The following is a 14,211-nucleotide window of genomic DNA, read 5'->3' on the forward strand; positions in this document are numbered from 1 at the left end:
CCCGCGGCAATGAGGACAGGGGCGGTTCGAGTGCGCTGGAGGCACTCGAGCCGCCTTTGTCGCATGTGGACTCACTGTAAGCCGGAGCACAGTACCGATCGGGATGTCACCCGCCAAGCTCACCCGAGCTGCCGTCAGTGCCGCAGTGCTCGCGAGCGCCTTCCTCTCGCGGCCTGCGGTTCCGCGACCGATTCCTCCGCGCCATCCTGAAACGAAAGAGTGCCCGCACCGTCGCCGGTGCGGGCACTCCTCCCCCGGACGTCAGCCCCGGACGAGCGTCGTGCCGGTCGCGGACAGCGCGACGTTCACCGGGTAGTAGTAGCTGTTGACGGTGTCGCCGCCGGAAACCATGCCCTGTGCCTGGTTTCCGCTGATGAACGAACCGCCGGAGTCGCCGTGGTCGGACCGGGCGTTGGTGAGCACCATGCCGGTCACGGTGCCCTCCTGGTACCGCACGGTCTGGTTCTTGGCGCGGATCGTGCCGCAGGTCCAGCCGGTGGTGGAACCGGACTTGCAGACCGAAGCGCCGACCGCGGCCTCGGTGGAACCGGCGACGCGGGTGCCGTTGTTGATCTGGCCGACCGGGGTCCAGTTGCTGTTGACCCGCGCGGCCGCGTAGTCCGCGCCGGGGAAGCGGTAGGTGGAGAACTGACCCATCGCGACCCGGTTGTAGCCCGACAGCGCGCCGCCGCCGGTGAGCGCCGCGCAGTGGCCGGCGGTCAGGAATCCGCCGTTCACCGAGAATCCGACGGAGCAGCGGGACGAACTGCCGATGTAGTACGCGTCCCCGCCGAGCACGTTGTAGTGCGCCTTGGGCACCGCGGAGGTTTCTGTCACGCTCACCGCCGCAGTGTCCACACCGGACTGGCGGACGAACTGCTCCGCCGCGCCGCGCTGTCCTTTGAGGACAGTCAGGCTGATCCGGTTGTTCGCGGTGTCGATGCCCCAGCCGGTGACCGATTTCGGCGCGGCCTTCTCCTGGGCATTGAGCTTCTGCACGGTCGAGTCGAGCTGCCGGGCGCTGAACCGGACGACCTGCGCCTCGGCACCGACCGCGCGCACCTGGTCGACGAGCGCCGCGTCGGTCACCGCGACCACCGCCTTGCCGGTCGCCGCGTTGAAGCTCGTGCCGCTGAAGCGTTCGCCGAGAGCCTTCTCCAGTGCCGCGCCGACCTTGGTCGCGGCCTCCTCGTTCGCGAGCCGGGCGAGTGCCTGGCCGTGGGTGAGGCCGAGGTCGCGCTGCATCGCCGGGACCATGTCGGGGTTGAGCGGGGCGGCGCTCGCGGCCGGGACACCGGCGAAGATCGCCGCGACCGCCGCGGCAGCGGTTGCGGCACCGAGGAATCTGATGGCTTTCATGCTTCTCCCTCGCGTTCGGTTCCCCCCGGCCTCGAAGGGTGCGGCGGCGGTCCAATTCACTGCAATAAGTGGCCGCGAGAATAGGTAGCGGAGCAATCCTTAAGTAGGGACTTGCGCGACTACCGAGCGTTCGCCGCCGGAGCGGGCGTCCGTGGGTTGTTCCACTGAACCGGGGAACTCCGCGAGGTTTCGCACTCTTTGTGACCGCGCGCCGGGTTTTCTTCTGCCATTTGGTGACCGTACGGAGGCAGACGTGTGAGTAGCGTGCCCGCGTACCCGTCGAGAGTCGGTTTACCCCGCCCCGCGCACTGCTTAAGCTCCGGGCGAAACGGACAAGACGCTCGCTGGGGAGGTCGTGATGTGGCCGGCCGTTCCGACGTTGGTTTCCGTGCGTCCGCGACCGGCGGCATTCGCCGGACGCGACCGCGAACTCGCCGCCGTCGCTGAAGTTCTCCGCCATCGGCCCGCCGCGGTGCTGGTCGAGGGCGCGCCGGGAATGGGCAAAACCCGGCTGCTCGCCGAGCTCGCCGCGCGGCCGGAGTTTTCCCGGATCAGGGTGCTGCGCGGCGCGTGCCCGCAGTTGGCCGAGCCCTTTCCGTACGGCCCGGTGTTGGAAGCATTGCGATCCGCCGGGGACAGGCTCGGGCCGCTGAGCCCCGTTTCCGGTGCGTTGCAACCACTTCTTCCGGAACTGGCCGACGTTCTGCCTCCCGCGCCGGAGCCGCTGCCGGACGCTGGCGCACAACGACATCGGGTGTTCCGCGCATTCCGGGAACTGCTGATTGCCTGCGGGCCGACTGTCCTGCTCATTGACGATCTGCATCACGCCGACCCGGGAACCGGTGACCTGCTGCGGTTTCTCGCGGTTGACTGGCCGCCGGACCTGGGCGTCGTCGCCACTTGCCGCACCGGGGAGTCCAGCGTTCGCAGCGTTCCAGGGGTGCACAGCGCGCAGGTCACGCTCGGACCGCTCGACGCCGCGGCGGTCTCTGCGATGGCTTGCGACCTTCTGGATTTGCCCCGGATCAACGCTGGCTTCGCGGTGAAGCTGCATGAGTTTACCGCCGGGATTCCTTTTGTCGCAGAGGAAACTCTCCGCGCTTTGCGTGGTGTCGAGCTGACCGAGTCAGCGCTGGAACGGCTAGAAGTTCCTGCCGCGCTTCGGGAATCGGTGTCCAGGCAGGTGTCCGCGCTGCCGAAATCCGCCGTACAGCTCGCCAAAGCCGCGGCCGTGCTCGACGTCCCCGCCGAACTGTCGGTGTTGAATGAGCTGGCCGGGTTGGCCGAGGACGAGATCGTGGTGCCCGGTGGCCTGCTGGACGAGGTCGACGACAATCGCTACGGCTTCCGGCACCCGTTCGCGCGCAAGGCCGTGTACGATGGCCTTAGCGCGCTTGAACGAAAACTCTTGCACACCAAGGCAATGCACCTGCCAGGTCAATCCCTGTCGCTGCTCGCCGCGCACGCCCACGCCGCCGGGTGCGTCGAGGAATGGCGGCACTACGCCGAAGAAGCTGCCGACGAGGCGATCGCACACGGCGACACCGCACGCGCGATCGACCTGCTGCAGGCGATCGTCGCGAAGGCGGACGAGGACGCGGTCGGCCGGTTGGCGAAGAAGCTCAGCGACGTCGCGCTGCGCGTCTTCCGGCCGGATGTCCATCTGACGCTGGAGAAAGTGCTCGAGGACCGCCCGCTCCCGCCGGCCGTGCACGGGACGATCCGGCTCGCGCTGGGCATGCTGCTGGTCCGCGTCGCCGGACGGCTGGAGCAGGGTCGCGCGGCGGTCGAACGCGCCGTCGCCGAACTGTCGGACCGGCCGGAACTGGCCGTGCGCGGGATCAACCTGCTCGCGTTGCCGTTCGACGGGCTCACCCCGCTGTCGTGGCACGAGCAGTGGATGCGCCGTGCCCGGGAAGTCCACTCCGGACTGACCGATCCCGAGCTTCGGCTGACGCTCACCGGAGACCGCGTCGCGACCGCCTCGCACATCGGCGACGGTTCGGCGTGGGCGGAGTTCGAGGCGATGCCGGACACCGCGCCGAGCGTCGCCGAACGCGTCCAACTGGCCCGCCTGTGGTGCAATCTCGCCGACGCGCAGTCCTGGTCCGGACACCTCGACCGGACCGAAAAGCTGGTCGCCGAGGGGCTGCGCCGGGCTTCCGAAGCTGGCGCGCTGTACCCGAAAGGCCTGATCGAGGGCACCGAGGTGCGGCTCGCCTGGTTCCGCGGCAAATGGGACGGCCTGGCCGGGGCGACCGAAGACGTCCGCACGCGGCACCCTGCGCTGGGCGCGATCGTCATGGAAACGTCGCTGGTGCTGGGTGGCTTGGCCGCAGTGCGCGGTGAATTCGCGGCAGCGCGAAGACACTTGGCCGACGCCTCGGCGCACCGTCCGGGCGAAGGCCCTATCCCCGTTGTCTTGTGCGCGGCTTCGGTGTTGATCGGCGTGCATCTGTCGACCGACGACGTCGCCGCAGCCTGCGAAGCCGCCGATGTCGCTGTCGACGCCGCGCGCCGCAAAGGCGTGTGGGTCTGGGCAGCGTCGCTCGTCCCAGCTGCAGCGGAGGCGTACACGCGCGCAGACCGTTGGCACGACGCTGACGCCTTTGTCGAAGAGTTCGCGCGCGGCATCGAAGACCGCGACGCACCTCTCGCCGCCGCAGCCCTGCACGCTGGCCGCGCTGTCCTAACGAACGCCCGCGCGAAACACCTCGCCGCCGCGACGCTCTTCGACACCGCCGCCGACTCGTACGCAGAACTGCCGATGCCGTACCTCGCCGCAGGCATGCGTGAACGCGCAGCGCATTGTCGCCTCGAAGCAGGCCAAGACGGTGCGACGGCCGCCCTCAGCGAGGCCGCAGCTGCGTACGCACAGCTCGGTGCCACGCGCGACGCTGGCCGCTGCCATCACGTGCTTCGCGAACACGGTGCTTGGGCACCGTCACAGCGCGGCCGTCGCGGCTACGGTCGCGAACTGTCCCCGCGAGAGCGCGAAGTCGCCGAGATGCTCGCGGAGGGCCGGACAAACCGACAGATCGCCGACGGTCTGTTCCTGTCGCCGCGCACGGTGGAGCAACACGTGGCGAAGGTGCTTCGCAAACTAGGCGCGCGAAGCCGCACGGACGTCGCGAGGAAGCTGCCGAGCGTTCCGTCACCCTGACGCCGGTTCGTCCTCTTCGACCGCGCTGCCCGTCTATCGCTGCGACGCGCCAACCCGCGGCCTGCGCCCTACCGTTGTCCAGGTGGCTGACGAATCAGTGCCTGCCTGGCGGCGGGCGACCAAAGGCGAGACCCGATGGCCCGCGACGGCCGTCGTCATCGGGACCCTCGCCCTGCAGCTCGCCCTGCCCGACGAGATGGTGCTGCACCCGTGGTGGCTGCTGCCCTCGCTGACCGCCGTGCTGATCATCGCGCTGCTGTTGCTCAACCCCGGCCGGCTCAGCGAGTTCAACATCGTCGAGCGGATGGTGGCGCTGACCGCGCTCGCCGTCGTCAGCGTGCTCAACGGCGCGTCCGCGGTGCAATTGGTGATCGGGATCGCACAGGGCGCGCAACGCGGGCACGCGGTGCAGGTGCTGATCAGCGGCGTGGTCATCTACTGGACCAACATCGTCGTCTTCTCGCTCTGGTACTGGGAGTTCGACCGCGGCGGCCCGGCCAGGCGCGCGGCGGGCCGGGCGGACTTCCCCGACCTGCAGTTTCCGCAGATGAGCGACCCGTCGATGGCCAAGGACGAATGGGAACCGCGCTATCTGGACTACCTCTACACCTCGTTCACCAACGCCACCGCGTTCAGCCCGACCGACGTCATGCCGCTGCGGATCTGGGCGAAAATGACCATGATGGTCCAGGCCGGGATCTCGCTGCTGCTCGCGCTGATGGTGTTCGCCTGGGCGGTCAACGGCCTCCAGGGCTGAAACCCACTGGATTCGCGCGCGTCCGCCCGGTATATCTCCGGCCATGGAGCTTCCCGAACCGCCCTACTACGCGGTGATCTTCACGTCCCGGCGCACCGACGGCGACCGCGGCTACGCCGAGCGCGCCGCCACCATGAACGAACTCGCGGCGCAGCAGCCCGGATACCTCGGCATCAACTCCGTCCGCGACGAATCCGGGCTCGGCATCACCGTGTCGTACTGGCGGGACGAGGACTCCATCACCGCGTGGCGCACCAATCTGGAGCACACCGAAACCCGCAACCAGGGCCGCGCCGAGTGGTACCGCTCCTTCGACGTCCAGGTCACCCGGGTCGAACGCGCCTACCGCTTCGAACGTCCGTGAAGGGAACCCTGAGGGACTCTGATTCCCTCAGGGCTCCCCTCACGACCTTTTACTACTGACGGTTCATCGAGAAGCTCTGGCCGTCGGAGCCGATCGCGCCGGGGACCCAGGTCGCGCTGCCGCCGTCGTCGGCGTTGAGGCCCTGCGGGCTGGTGTCGGCGAGGTTCTTGCCGTCGAACTTGACCCCGTCGAACTTCACGCCGCCGTTGATCGCCGGGTACGAATCGGACGGCGATTCGATGATCGCCTCCGCCGACGAGTGCTTCGCGTTCAGCGACTGCGTGGTCGTCTTCGTCCAGCCCTGCGTGTCATTCTTCAGGTCGAGTTTGTAGCTGTTGTTGCTGCGCGTGACGGTCGCGGTGATGTGGTCGCCCGCCTTCACCGGCGCCTCGCTCGCCGAGTAGTACACCGGCGCGGCCGGGTACATTTCGTACCACGCCTGGTATTGCGGGCTGCCGCTGGAACAATCGGTCGCGACGCCGGTTTGCTCCACAGAGGACGATCCGTCGCCGTCGATGCCCACCCACGGCGCGAAAAGGTCGTTGCTGGAATTGCAGGTCGCCGACGGTTCGGTCCAGCCCGCGGTCGCGGTGGTGAAACTGCCGAAACTGACGTAGCCGCCCCAGTTTCCGCCGGAGTAGTGGTTCCCGTGGAAGTGCTTGCCGAACGTGACGGGCCCGGCTCCCGCGCCGGCGACGAGGGTCGCGGCCGCGAACGCGCCGACCGCCAGCAATCCGAGGGGACGACGGAAAGATCGTGAACTCATGGGCATCCAATCTGGTCACGGGAGTGCCTGCGCGTACCAGTGTTGAATTTCGCTTGCCCGAGTTGGTAGCTACTTTCGAAGGGTATTCGCATCTGGGGAAAACTTCACCAAATGTCCCGATTCTCCTTTGTGTACACGGAAGTCCGTGCCGGCCCGCCAGGGGAGGCGGCGGGCCGGCACGGACTCCTTCCGAAGTGGACTACCGCGCCGTACGGGCGTGCGCGGCGTCCACGAACTGGGTGGTGTACGTCTTGGACAAATCGATCTTGTCCTTTTTGGGCTTGACGTTGCTGGAAGAAGCACCCAGCACCTTCAAGACGTTCTGCGCGCCGGACGGGTCCATCCGGCCGTCCTTGGTGAACATCGGCAGACTGTCCTTGAGCGACTTGACGTACAACGCCTTGTCGCCGCCCGCGAACGACGGCGGCATCAGATCGGCCACCTGCTCCGCGGTGTGCGTGGAAAGCCACTGCAGCGAATTCACATACGCGTGAGCGAGTTTCTGCACGACGTCCGGATAGCGCTTCACGATTTCGCAGCTCATGTACAGCGAACTCGCCGGGTACAACCCGCCGAGTGCCGCGCGCGTGCCTTCCGGCGTGCGCATGTCGTACAACACCTTGGCCTGCCCGGTGTTGGTCAGCTGCGCGATGGTCGGGTCGGTCGTCATGCCGGCGTCGATCGAACCTTGTTGCATGGCGGAGATAAACGTCTGCCCGGCCCCGACCTTCACCGGCGTGTAGTCCTTGCTGCCGACCCCGCCGCGGCTGGCGAGCGCCTTGGTGAGGAAGTCCGTCGACGAACCCAGCGACGTGACGCCGAGGTTCTTGCCGCGGAAGTCCGCGCCGGACTTGATGTGGCCGGCCTTCGGGGTCGCGACCATTTCCGCTTCCCCGGGCACATTCGCGAACTGCACCACACTGGTGATGCACTGCTCCTTGGCCTGCAGGTCGATCGTGTGGTCGTAGAACCCGACCACGCCCTGCACCTCACCGGCGAGCAGCGACGTTTCCGCGTTGGCCCCGGACGGCTGGTCGAACAGTTCGACGTCCAGCCCCTGCTTCTGGTACTCGCCCAGCTGCTTCGCGAGCTGACCCGGCAGATAGATCACTTTGGACAGTCCGCCGACCATGATCTTGATGTGCGGCCGCCCGCCGTTGCCGAGGTCGATCTCCCGGGAATCCCGGCAGGCGCTCACCCCGGCCACGGCCACGAGCGCGGCCGCCGCGACCGCGAGTGTCCTCTTGAGACGCATGTCAGATCCCCTGGCTCGCCTGGGCCGACACCTGAGGACGCCAGCGCAACAGCCGCGATTCCAGCGTGCTGATACCCCATTCGGCCAGCAGCGCGACCACGGTGATGATCAGCATGCCCGCGTAGACCCCGGCGGTGTCGAAGGTGCCCTGCGCGTTGGCGATCAGGAAGCCCATACCCGCCTTGGCTCCGGTGTACTCGCCGACCACGGCGCCGATCAGCGCGAAACCGAACGCGACGTGCAGCGAAGAAAGAATCCACGAAGTCGCGCTGGGCAGCACGATCGACTTCAGCACCTGCCAGCGGGTCGCGCCGAGGATGCGGGCGTTGTCGATCAAATTGCGGTCCACCTCGCGAGCACCGGTGAACGCGTTGAAGAACACCGCGAAGAACACCAGCACGACGACCGTCGCGACCTTCGAGGACATTCCGAGGCCGAACCAGATCACGAACAACGCCGCGAGCACGATACGCGGCAAAGCGTTGGCTGCCTTGATGAACGGAGCCAGCACGTCCGAGAGGTACTGGCTGCGTCCGAGCACCACGCCCAGCAGCACGCCGAGCGCCGCACCGATGACGAAACCGAGCACGGCTTCTTCCACGGTGACCAGGATCTGATACCAGATGGAGCCGAAATCGGTTCCGGCGACGAACCATTCAGTGAGCCGTTCCCAGATCTTCGACGGCATCGAATAGAAGAACGGGTCGATCCAGAACCGCCCGGCGATTTCCCAGCTGCCGAGCCACACCACGACGATCGCGAGCCGCAGCAGCCAGATGTTGCGCCGACGCGCGGCGGTGCGCGTCTTCTGCCGCGCGATAATGCTTGCCTCGTCCTCGATCCGCGGGTTCGGGTTGGACGGGCCGACAGTCAGATCAAGCGACACCGGTCGCTCCCTTCTGGCGGGCCTTGTCGACCTCGCCGCGCAGCGATTCCCAGATGTCGGAGTAGATCTTGCGGAATTCCTCGGTCAGCCGGAGTTCTTCCACCTTGCGCGGACGCTCCAGCGGAATCTCGAAGACGTCCTTGACCGTCGCCGGGCTCGTGGTCAGCACGACCACCTTGTCCGCCAACGCGATCGCCTCGTCGAGGTCGTGCGTCACGAAGATCACCGCGGCACCGGTGCCGGACCACAGTCGCAGCAGTTCGTCCTGCATCAGTGCGCGAGTCTGGACGTCGAGCGCGGAGAACGGCTCGTCCATCAGCAGGATTTTCGGCTCGGTGACCAGAGTCTGCGCCAACGCGACGCGCTTGCGCATACCGCCGGAAAGCTGGTGCGGGTAATACTTCTCGAACCCGGCCAGTCCGACGCGACCGATCCAGTCCGCCGCCTTCTTCCGAGCGTCCTCTTTGGACACACTGCGGAAGCGCGGCCCGGATGCGACGTTGTCGAGCACCGAACGCCACGGCATCACCGCGTCGGTCTGGAACATGTAGCCGACGCCGTCCGGAATGGACTTCACGTCGGAGCCGTGCACGACGACCCGGCCCGCCGACGGCGGCTGCAACCCGGAGACCAGGGACAACGTGGTGGATTTGCCGCACCCGGTCGGTCCGACCACGGCGACGAACTCCCCTGGTTCGACGGTCATGGTCAGCTCGCGGACAGCGGTGTGGACAGAACCTGATCCGCTCGGGAACCTTTTGGTGGCGCCGATCAGTTCGATGAGTGGGGCCATCGAGGTGACTCCTTCGTCACGGTGGGGACTCGCTCGAGGCAGGTTAAGTTCGGGTGAGCGGCGCGAGAAGCTTGTCGACGTTCTGCGTGCGCTCTGCGCGTTCTCCACGTTTTGCTCGTTTAGCGCACAGCGCTGAGCTGGGGGTATGTTCCCTGGCATGCCGAAGTGGGCGCTCTTTCCGCGGATGCGGTTCACCCGTCAGGTGCTGCTGTTGCAGATCGGCGTGGTGGTCCTCGTCGTGGGCCTCGGCGTCGCGCTGATCAGCTGGCTCCTGCGCACGACGCTGTCCGAACAGTACGGCGAGCGGGCGCTGGCGATCGCGAAATCGGTCGCCACTGAGCCGGTGGTGATCTCGGGCGCGGCTTCCCGGAAGCCCAACCCGGAACTCCAGCAGCGAGTAGAAGCCGAAACGCAAACGGACGACGCGCTGTTGTTCGTGGTCATCACGGACGATCACGGCATCCGGCTGGCGCACCCGACGCCGTCCGCGGTCGGCAAGAGGGTGAGTTCGCCATGGGAGGAGGTGATCGCGGGCAACGACGTGGTGAGCGAGTTCAACGCGGGCACCTTGGGGCCGTCCGTGCGCAGCAAGACCCCGATCAAGCAGGGTTCGCGGGTCGTCGGCGAGGTGAGTGTCGGCTACCGCATCGGAGAGCTGACTGGCGACTTCAATCGGCTGTTCATCCTGACGATGGTCTTCGGCGGCGGCGCACTTCTGATCGGCGCGGGGGCGTCCGCCCTGCTCAACCGCCGTCTGCGCCGCGTCACCCACGGCCTCGAACCCCACGAACTGACCGAACTGCTCTACGAACACGAAGCCGTCCTGCACGGCATCGGCGAAGGCGTCCTGGCCGTCGACGCGGAACACCGGGTGACCGTCCGCAACGACGAAGCCGAACGCCTCCTCGACACCCCGCTACCCGTCGGCACGCCGCTGGAGGACCTCGACCTGTCCCCGCGAGTCCACAAGGCAGTCGCGGAAGGACGGCCAGTGGACAACCTCCTGGCCGTCGCAGGAGACCGAGTCCTGGTGATCAATTCCCGTGCCGTACAACGAGATGAACGCTCGCTGGGCACCGTGCTGACCTTCCGCGACCGCACCGACCTCGACACTCTCACCCGCGAACTCGACGGCATCCGCTCGCTGTCCGACGGCCTGCGCGCGCAACGGCACGAGTTCGCGAACCGCCTGCACACGCTGTCCGGCTTGCTGCAGCTGGGCCACCACACCGAAGCCGAGGAATACCTGCAAACCCTCACCGAATCCACCGCCTCGCGCGCGGAACCGCTCGACGACCGGGTCGCCGACCCGTACCTGCAAGCCCTGCTGGTCGCGAAAACCGAGCAGGCGCAAGAAAAAGGCATGGAACTGAGGCTGGCCGACGACGCCTGGGTGCCCGCCTCGGTGACCGACCCGATCGCCGCGGGAACCGTAATCGGCAACCTCGTCGACAACGCCTTGCACGCCGCCCGCATGGGCCCGAGACGTCCAGCGTGGGTCGAAGTCGGCCTGCTGGCCGATGGTGCCACTTTGCACGTGTCCGTTGTAGACACCGGACCTGGAATTGACGAGACCTTGAGGGACAGGCTTTTCGACGAAGGAGTGTCCACAAAGCTCAGTCCGGGTCACGGCCTCGGGCTGGCCTTGGCCCGCCAGGCCGCCCGAGCCCGCGACGGCGACGTCTGGCTCGCCGATCCCGGCGGTGCGACGACCGGCGCGTTGTTCGTCGCCAAACTTCCCGGCCTGCTGGACCGACCCGAGGAGACCGACGCATGATCCGCACCCTGATCGTGGACGACGACTTCCGCGTCGCCGGCGTGCACGCGGGATTCGTGTCGGAGGTACCGGGATTCACCGTCGCCGGGGTCGCGCACACCGCCGCCGAAGCCCGCGCCCGGGTCCGGGAATTGGCCCCGGACCTGGTGCTCCTGGACGTCTACCTGCCGGACGAGCCCGGCCTTTCCGTCCTGCCCGACCTGAAAACGGACACCATCGTGCTGTCCGCGGCCACCGACGCCGCGTCCATCTCCGCCGCGATCCGCGCGGGCGCGCTGAACTACCTGATCAAACCGTTCACGACGCGGCAGTTGTCGGAACGGCTCACGTCGTACGCCCGCTATCGCAGCCTGGTCACGACCGAACGTCCACTGTCCCAAGACGACGTAGACCGGGCTTTCCGCGCTCTGCACGACCAGGACCGCGCGGCGACGCCGAAGGGGCAGTCAAGTGCGACGGCGCGCCTAGTGTCGGAGCGGCTGCGCGGTTCGCCGACGCCACTGTCGGCCGCGGAAGTGGCCCGCGAGCTCGGCATGGCCCGCGCCACGGCGCAGCGATATCTGACCGCACTGGCGGAATCGGGCGCGGTGGAAATGCGGCTTCGTTACGGCGCGACCGGGCGGCCGGAGCACGAATACGGCTGGATCGGCTGACCCGAGGTCAGTGCCCGCCGGACATCCGCTGAGCCGCGTCGAACCACGGCTTCCAGTCGAGGAACTGGTCGATTCCCGACCGCTGCGGGGTTTTGCTCGGAGTGGACGTCTCGAGGTCCGCCCGCGGATCGGCCTGCTCCGGGGCCGCCGGAGCTGCCGTCGCGCGCGGGGTGGTCGGGCGGATCGGGTTGTGCCGCCGCACTGGGGTGTCGTGCGAGGGCACCGGGACGTACACCGTGACCGGCGGCACGGTTTGCGTCACCTGCGGCGTGATCGTCTGCGGGACCGGGATCTGCTGCTCCGCGATCGGGACGCGCTGCTCGGCCTGCACGACGGCGTCGTCCGAGGACTGCCCGGGAAGCGCGCCGGTGAAGAAGCCCCCGGCGAGCCAGCCGAGTCCGACCAGGACCACCGCCACCCCGGCACCGACCCACACGCGGGACCGCCGCCGCGACGCCACCGCGCGCGGACGTTCCTCGGCGGGCGCGCATCCGGCGATCACCGGGATCTGCTGGGTGGATTCACAGCTCGTCTCCGGCGCTGCTTCCTCCAGCAGCCGCGGCCCGCGCGGCAGGCTCGCGGCGATGATGCCGGTGCGATCGACCAGTTCCCCGGAGGCGCGGTCAGCGGGCGCGGCCAAACGGCGCTCGGCAAGGCGCAGCATCGAGGGCTACCTCCGGGGTGCGGACACACGAGTGGACTGGCAGCATTCTGCTGCATTTTCGCGCGGTCGGCGAAAATGCAACTCCATCGGGTGATCGAAGAATGCGGACAGTCGCGGCGCGTTATCCGTTCCGGTCGACGCGCTTGAGCCCTTGGCGCGCCAAAACCGCGAGCGGACGCTGGTATGCCGAACCGAGCACGCGCGGGATCGCGTCGATCACGTACGCGTCCGGTCCAATCAGGATCCGCGCGGACCGCCTGCGCACGCCGCGCAGGATGGTCTCGGCTGCTTTCTTCGGTGTGGTAAGGGCGATTTTGTCGAATCCGGCGGCCGCCTTGGCTTGGTCGCCGCCGGTTCCGCCGCGGGCGTTGCGGGCGATGTTGGTCTTGATCCCGCCCGGGTGCACACAGCTGACGCCGACCGGATGCCGCGCCGCGAGCATTTCTTCACGCAGCGACTCGGTGAATCCGCGAACGGCGAACTTCGCCGCGTTGTAGGCACTCTGCGTAGGCACTCCGACGAATCCGAACACGCTGGAGATATTGACGACGTGGCCGTCGCCAGACTCGATGAGGTGCGGCAGGAATGCCTTCGTGCCGTTCACGACGCCGCCGAGGTTGACGCCGAGCAGCCAGTCGAAATCCTCGAACGTCATGTCCTCGACGGTCGCGCCCAGCGCCACGCCGGCGTTGTTGACGACGAGATTGACCCGCCCGTGCTCCCGCACGACGTCCTCGGCGTGAGCGAGGACCGCGGCCCGGTCGGCGACGTCGAGCGAATGGCCCCGCACCTCGGCACCGCGTTCGCGGGCTTCGCGCACGGTGCCGTCAAGGCCCTCGGCGTCGACATCGGACAGTTCGAGCAGCGCGCCGTGCAACGCGAGTTCGAGCGCCAGCGCCCGGCCGATGCCCGAGCCCGCTCCGGTGATCACTGCGACTTTGTTCGAGAAGTCCTTCATCGTCTCCCCACCCTGGTCTCACCGCTTTCTCTGATACTAGTGACGAGGACCAGACCAGGAGGTGGCATGCGGCGCACGGTGATCGGGCTGTTCGCACTGTTGAGTGCGAGCGGGACCATCGTGGCGTGCGCTGAGCACGCAGCGGAGCCGACGCTCCCTTCGTCGACCCCGGCGAAGCCAATCCAAGCGTCCATCGGCGCGTTGTTCGTCGACGGCTCGCATTACTGCACCGCGAGCGTCGTGCACAGCCCGCGCGGGGACGAGCTGCTCACCGCCGCGCACTGCATCCACGACGGCGAAGGCGGCGGCTACCTGGCCAATGTCACCTTCGCGCCAGGTTTCCACGACGGCGTCGCGCCTTATGGGTACTGGCAGGTCGGCGGCGAACTGGTCGCGCAAGGCTGGATCGATTCGTCCGATCCAAACCTCGATGTCGGTTTCGCGACCGCGCGTCAGGAGGGTTCCCCCGAGCCCCTCGAAACGGTGACCGGAGCCAACCAGCTGGGCACGAACGGCCCCTTCGCGCGCCCGGTGACCGTGGCCGGCTACCCGGACGGCGTCGACGAGGTCGCCACCTGCGAAACACACACCCAGCAGCAAGACGCACACCAAATACGCCTCGACTGCCCCGGCTTCGCAACCGGCACGAGCGGCAGCCCACTGGTAGCGGACCCCTCCCCCGAGACGAAAACGGGCACAGTCGTCGGCGTAATCGGCGGCTACGAGGCAGGCGGGTATACGGACGACGTGTCGTACTCGAGCTATTTCGACGACCAGATCACCGATCTCTACAACCGAGCAACCACAATGCCGTGA

The 14,211-nt window shown here is 67.6% G+C and carries 13 protein-coding genes; 6 read left to right on the forward strand and 7 right to left on the reverse strand.

From position 1 onward, the window contains the following. Positions 1 to 261: 261 nt before the first annotated feature. A complete protein-coding gene (locus ACZ7OI_RS01170; RefSeq protein WP_470262228.1) occupies positions 262 to 1,359 on the reverse strand; it encodes a S1 family peptidase in 1,098 nt (365 codons plus the stop codon). Positions 1,360 to 1,747: 388 nt separating this feature from the next. Between ACZ7OI_RS01170 and ACZ7OI_RS01175 the strand changes: the two genes are divergently transcribed. The 3 genes from ACZ7OI_RS01175 to ACZ7OI_RS01185 all read left to right on the forward strand — a co-directional run bounded on the left by ACZ7OI_RS01175 (position 1,748) and on the right by ACZ7OI_RS01185 (position 5,643). Next, entirely contained in the window at positions 1,748 to 4,522 is a 2,775-nt protein-coding gene (locus tag ACZ7OI_RS01175; RefSeq protein WP_470262229.1) for an ATP-binding protein, read from the forward strand. A gap of 82 nt (positions 4,523 to 4,604) precedes the next feature. Continuing rightward, a complete protein-coding gene (locus ACZ7OI_RS01180) occupies positions 4,605 to 5,279 on the forward strand; it encodes a hypothetical protein (protein ID WP_470262230.1) in 675 nt (224 codons plus the stop codon). A gap of 43 nt (positions 5,280 to 5,322) precedes the next feature. After that, positions 5,323 to 5,643 carry an antibiotic biosynthesis monooxygenase family protein gene (locus ACZ7OI_RS01185; protein ID WP_470262231.1) on the forward strand — a complete coding sequence of 107 codons (321 nt, stop codon included), beginning with the start codon at positions 5,323 to 5,325 and terminating at the stop codon, positions 5,641 to 5,643. A gap of 52 nt (positions 5,644 to 5,695) precedes the next feature. Here ACZ7OI_RS01185 and ACZ7OI_RS01190 read toward each other — a convergent pair whose 3' ends face one another. The 4 genes from ACZ7OI_RS01190 to ACZ7OI_RS01205 form a co-directional block, all read right to left on the reverse strand. Further along, a complete protein-coding gene (locus ACZ7OI_RS01190) occupies positions 5,696 to 6,409 on the reverse strand; it encodes a G1 family glutamic endopeptidase (RefSeq protein WP_470262232.1) in 714 nt (237 codons plus the stop codon). Positions 6,410 to 6,608: 199 nt separating this feature from the next. Further along, the gene (locus tag ACZ7OI_RS01195; RefSeq protein WP_470262233.1) at positions 6,609 to 7,664 is read right to left on the reverse strand and encodes an ABC transporter substrate-binding protein; all 1,056 of its coding nucleotides are present in this window, start codon (positions 7,662 to 7,664) and stop codon (positions 6,609 to 6,611) included. Between the two features lies 1 nt (position 7,665). Next, complete coding sequence (locus ACZ7OI_RS01200) at positions 7,666 to 8,505, reverse strand: ABC transporter permease (RefSeq protein WP_470263416.1); 840 nt, start codon at positions 8,503 to 8,505, stop codon at positions 7,666 to 7,668. Between the two features lie 34 nt (positions 8,506 to 8,539). After that, complete coding sequence (locus ACZ7OI_RS01205) at positions 8,540 to 9,343, reverse strand: ABC transporter ATP-binding protein (RefSeq protein ID WP_470262234.1); 804 nt, start codon at positions 9,341 to 9,343, stop codon at positions 8,540 to 8,542. Between the two features lie 157 nt (positions 9,344 to 9,500). Between ACZ7OI_RS01205 and ACZ7OI_RS01210 the strand changes: the two genes are divergently transcribed. Together ACZ7OI_RS01210 and ACZ7OI_RS01215 are read left to right on the forward strand one after the other, a co-directional pair. Further along, complete coding sequence (locus tag ACZ7OI_RS01210) at positions 9,501 to 11,120, forward strand: sensor histidine kinase (RefSeq protein WP_470262235.1); 1,620 nt, start codon at positions 9,501 to 9,503, stop codon at positions 11,118 to 11,120. Continuing rightward, positions 11,117 to 11,773, forward strand: a complete 657-nt coding sequence (locus tag ACZ7OI_RS01215) for a response regulator (RefSeq protein ID WP_470262236.1) — start codon at positions 11,117 to 11,119, stop codon at positions 11,771 to 11,773. Before ACZ7OI_RS01210 ends, ACZ7OI_RS01215 begins: the two co-directional genes overlap by 4 nt. Positions 11,774 to 11,780: 7 nt before the next feature. Here ACZ7OI_RS01215 and ACZ7OI_RS01220 read toward each other — a convergent pair whose 3' ends face one another. Beyond that, on the reverse strand, positions 11,781 to 12,437 hold the full coding sequence (locus ACZ7OI_RS01220; RefSeq protein WP_470262237.1) for a hypothetical protein: 657 nt from the start codon (positions 12,435 to 12,437) through the stop codon (positions 11,781 to 11,783). 121 nt (positions 12,438 to 12,558) lie between these two features. Further along, entirely contained in the window at positions 12,559 to 13,395 is an 837-nt protein-coding gene (locus tag ACZ7OI_RS01225) for an SDR family NAD(P)-dependent oxidoreductase (RefSeq protein ID WP_470262238.1), read from the reverse strand. A gap of 66 nt (positions 13,396 to 13,461) precedes the next feature. Between ACZ7OI_RS01225 and ACZ7OI_RS01230 the strand changes: the two genes are divergently transcribed. Further along, a complete protein-coding gene (locus ACZ7OI_RS01230) occupies positions 13,462 to 14,211 on the forward strand; it encodes a trypsin-like serine peptidase (RefSeq protein ID WP_470262239.1) in 750 nt (249 codons plus the stop codon).

It is taken from the genome of Amycolatopsis sp. NPDC114503, assembly GCF_055633655.1.

Excerpts from the sequence above, each read along its gene's own strand:
- ACZ7OI_RS01195 (WP_470262233.1), bottom strand. The coding sequence starts at position 7,664 with ATGCGTCTCAAGAGGACACTCGCGGTCGCGGCGGCCGCGCTCGTGGCC.
- ACZ7OI_RS01210 (WP_470262235.1), top strand. The coding sequence starts at position 9,501 with ATGCCGAAGTGGGCGCTCTTTCCGCGGATGCGGTTCACCCGTCAGGTG.
- ACZ7OI_RS01185 (WP_470262231.1), top strand. The coding sequence starts at position 5,323 with ATGGAGCTTCCCGAACCGCCCTACTACGCGGTGATCTTCACGTCCCGG.
- ACZ7OI_RS01190 (WP_470262232.1), bottom strand. The coding sequence starts at position 6,409 with ATGAGTTCACGATCTTTCCGTCGTCCCCTCGGATTGCTGGCGGTCGGC.
- ACZ7OI_RS01225 (WP_470262238.1), bottom strand. The coding sequence starts at position 13,395 with ATGAAGGACTTCTCGAACAAAGTCGCAGTGATCACCGGAGCGGGCTCG.
- ACZ7OI_RS01170 (WP_470262228.1), bottom strand. The coding sequence starts at position 1,359 with ATGAAAGCCATCAGATTCCTCGGTGCCGCAACCGCTGCCGCGGCGGTC.
- ACZ7OI_RS01230 (WP_470262239.1), top strand. The coding sequence starts at position 13,462 with ATGCGGCGCACGGTGATCGGGCTGTTCGCACTGTTGAGTGCGAGCGGG.
- ACZ7OI_RS01220 (WP_470262237.1), bottom strand. The coding sequence starts at position 12,437 with ATGCTGCGCCTTGCCGAGCGCCGTTTGGCCGCGCCCGCTGACCGCGCC.
- ACZ7OI_RS01215 (WP_470262236.1), top strand. The coding sequence starts at position 11,117 with ATGATCCGCACCCTGATCGTGGACGACGACTTCCGCGTCGCCGGCGTG.
- ACZ7OI_RS01205 (WP_470262234.1), bottom strand. The coding sequence starts at position 9,343 with ATGGCCCCACTCATCGAACTGATCGGCGCCACCAAAAGGTTCCCGAGC.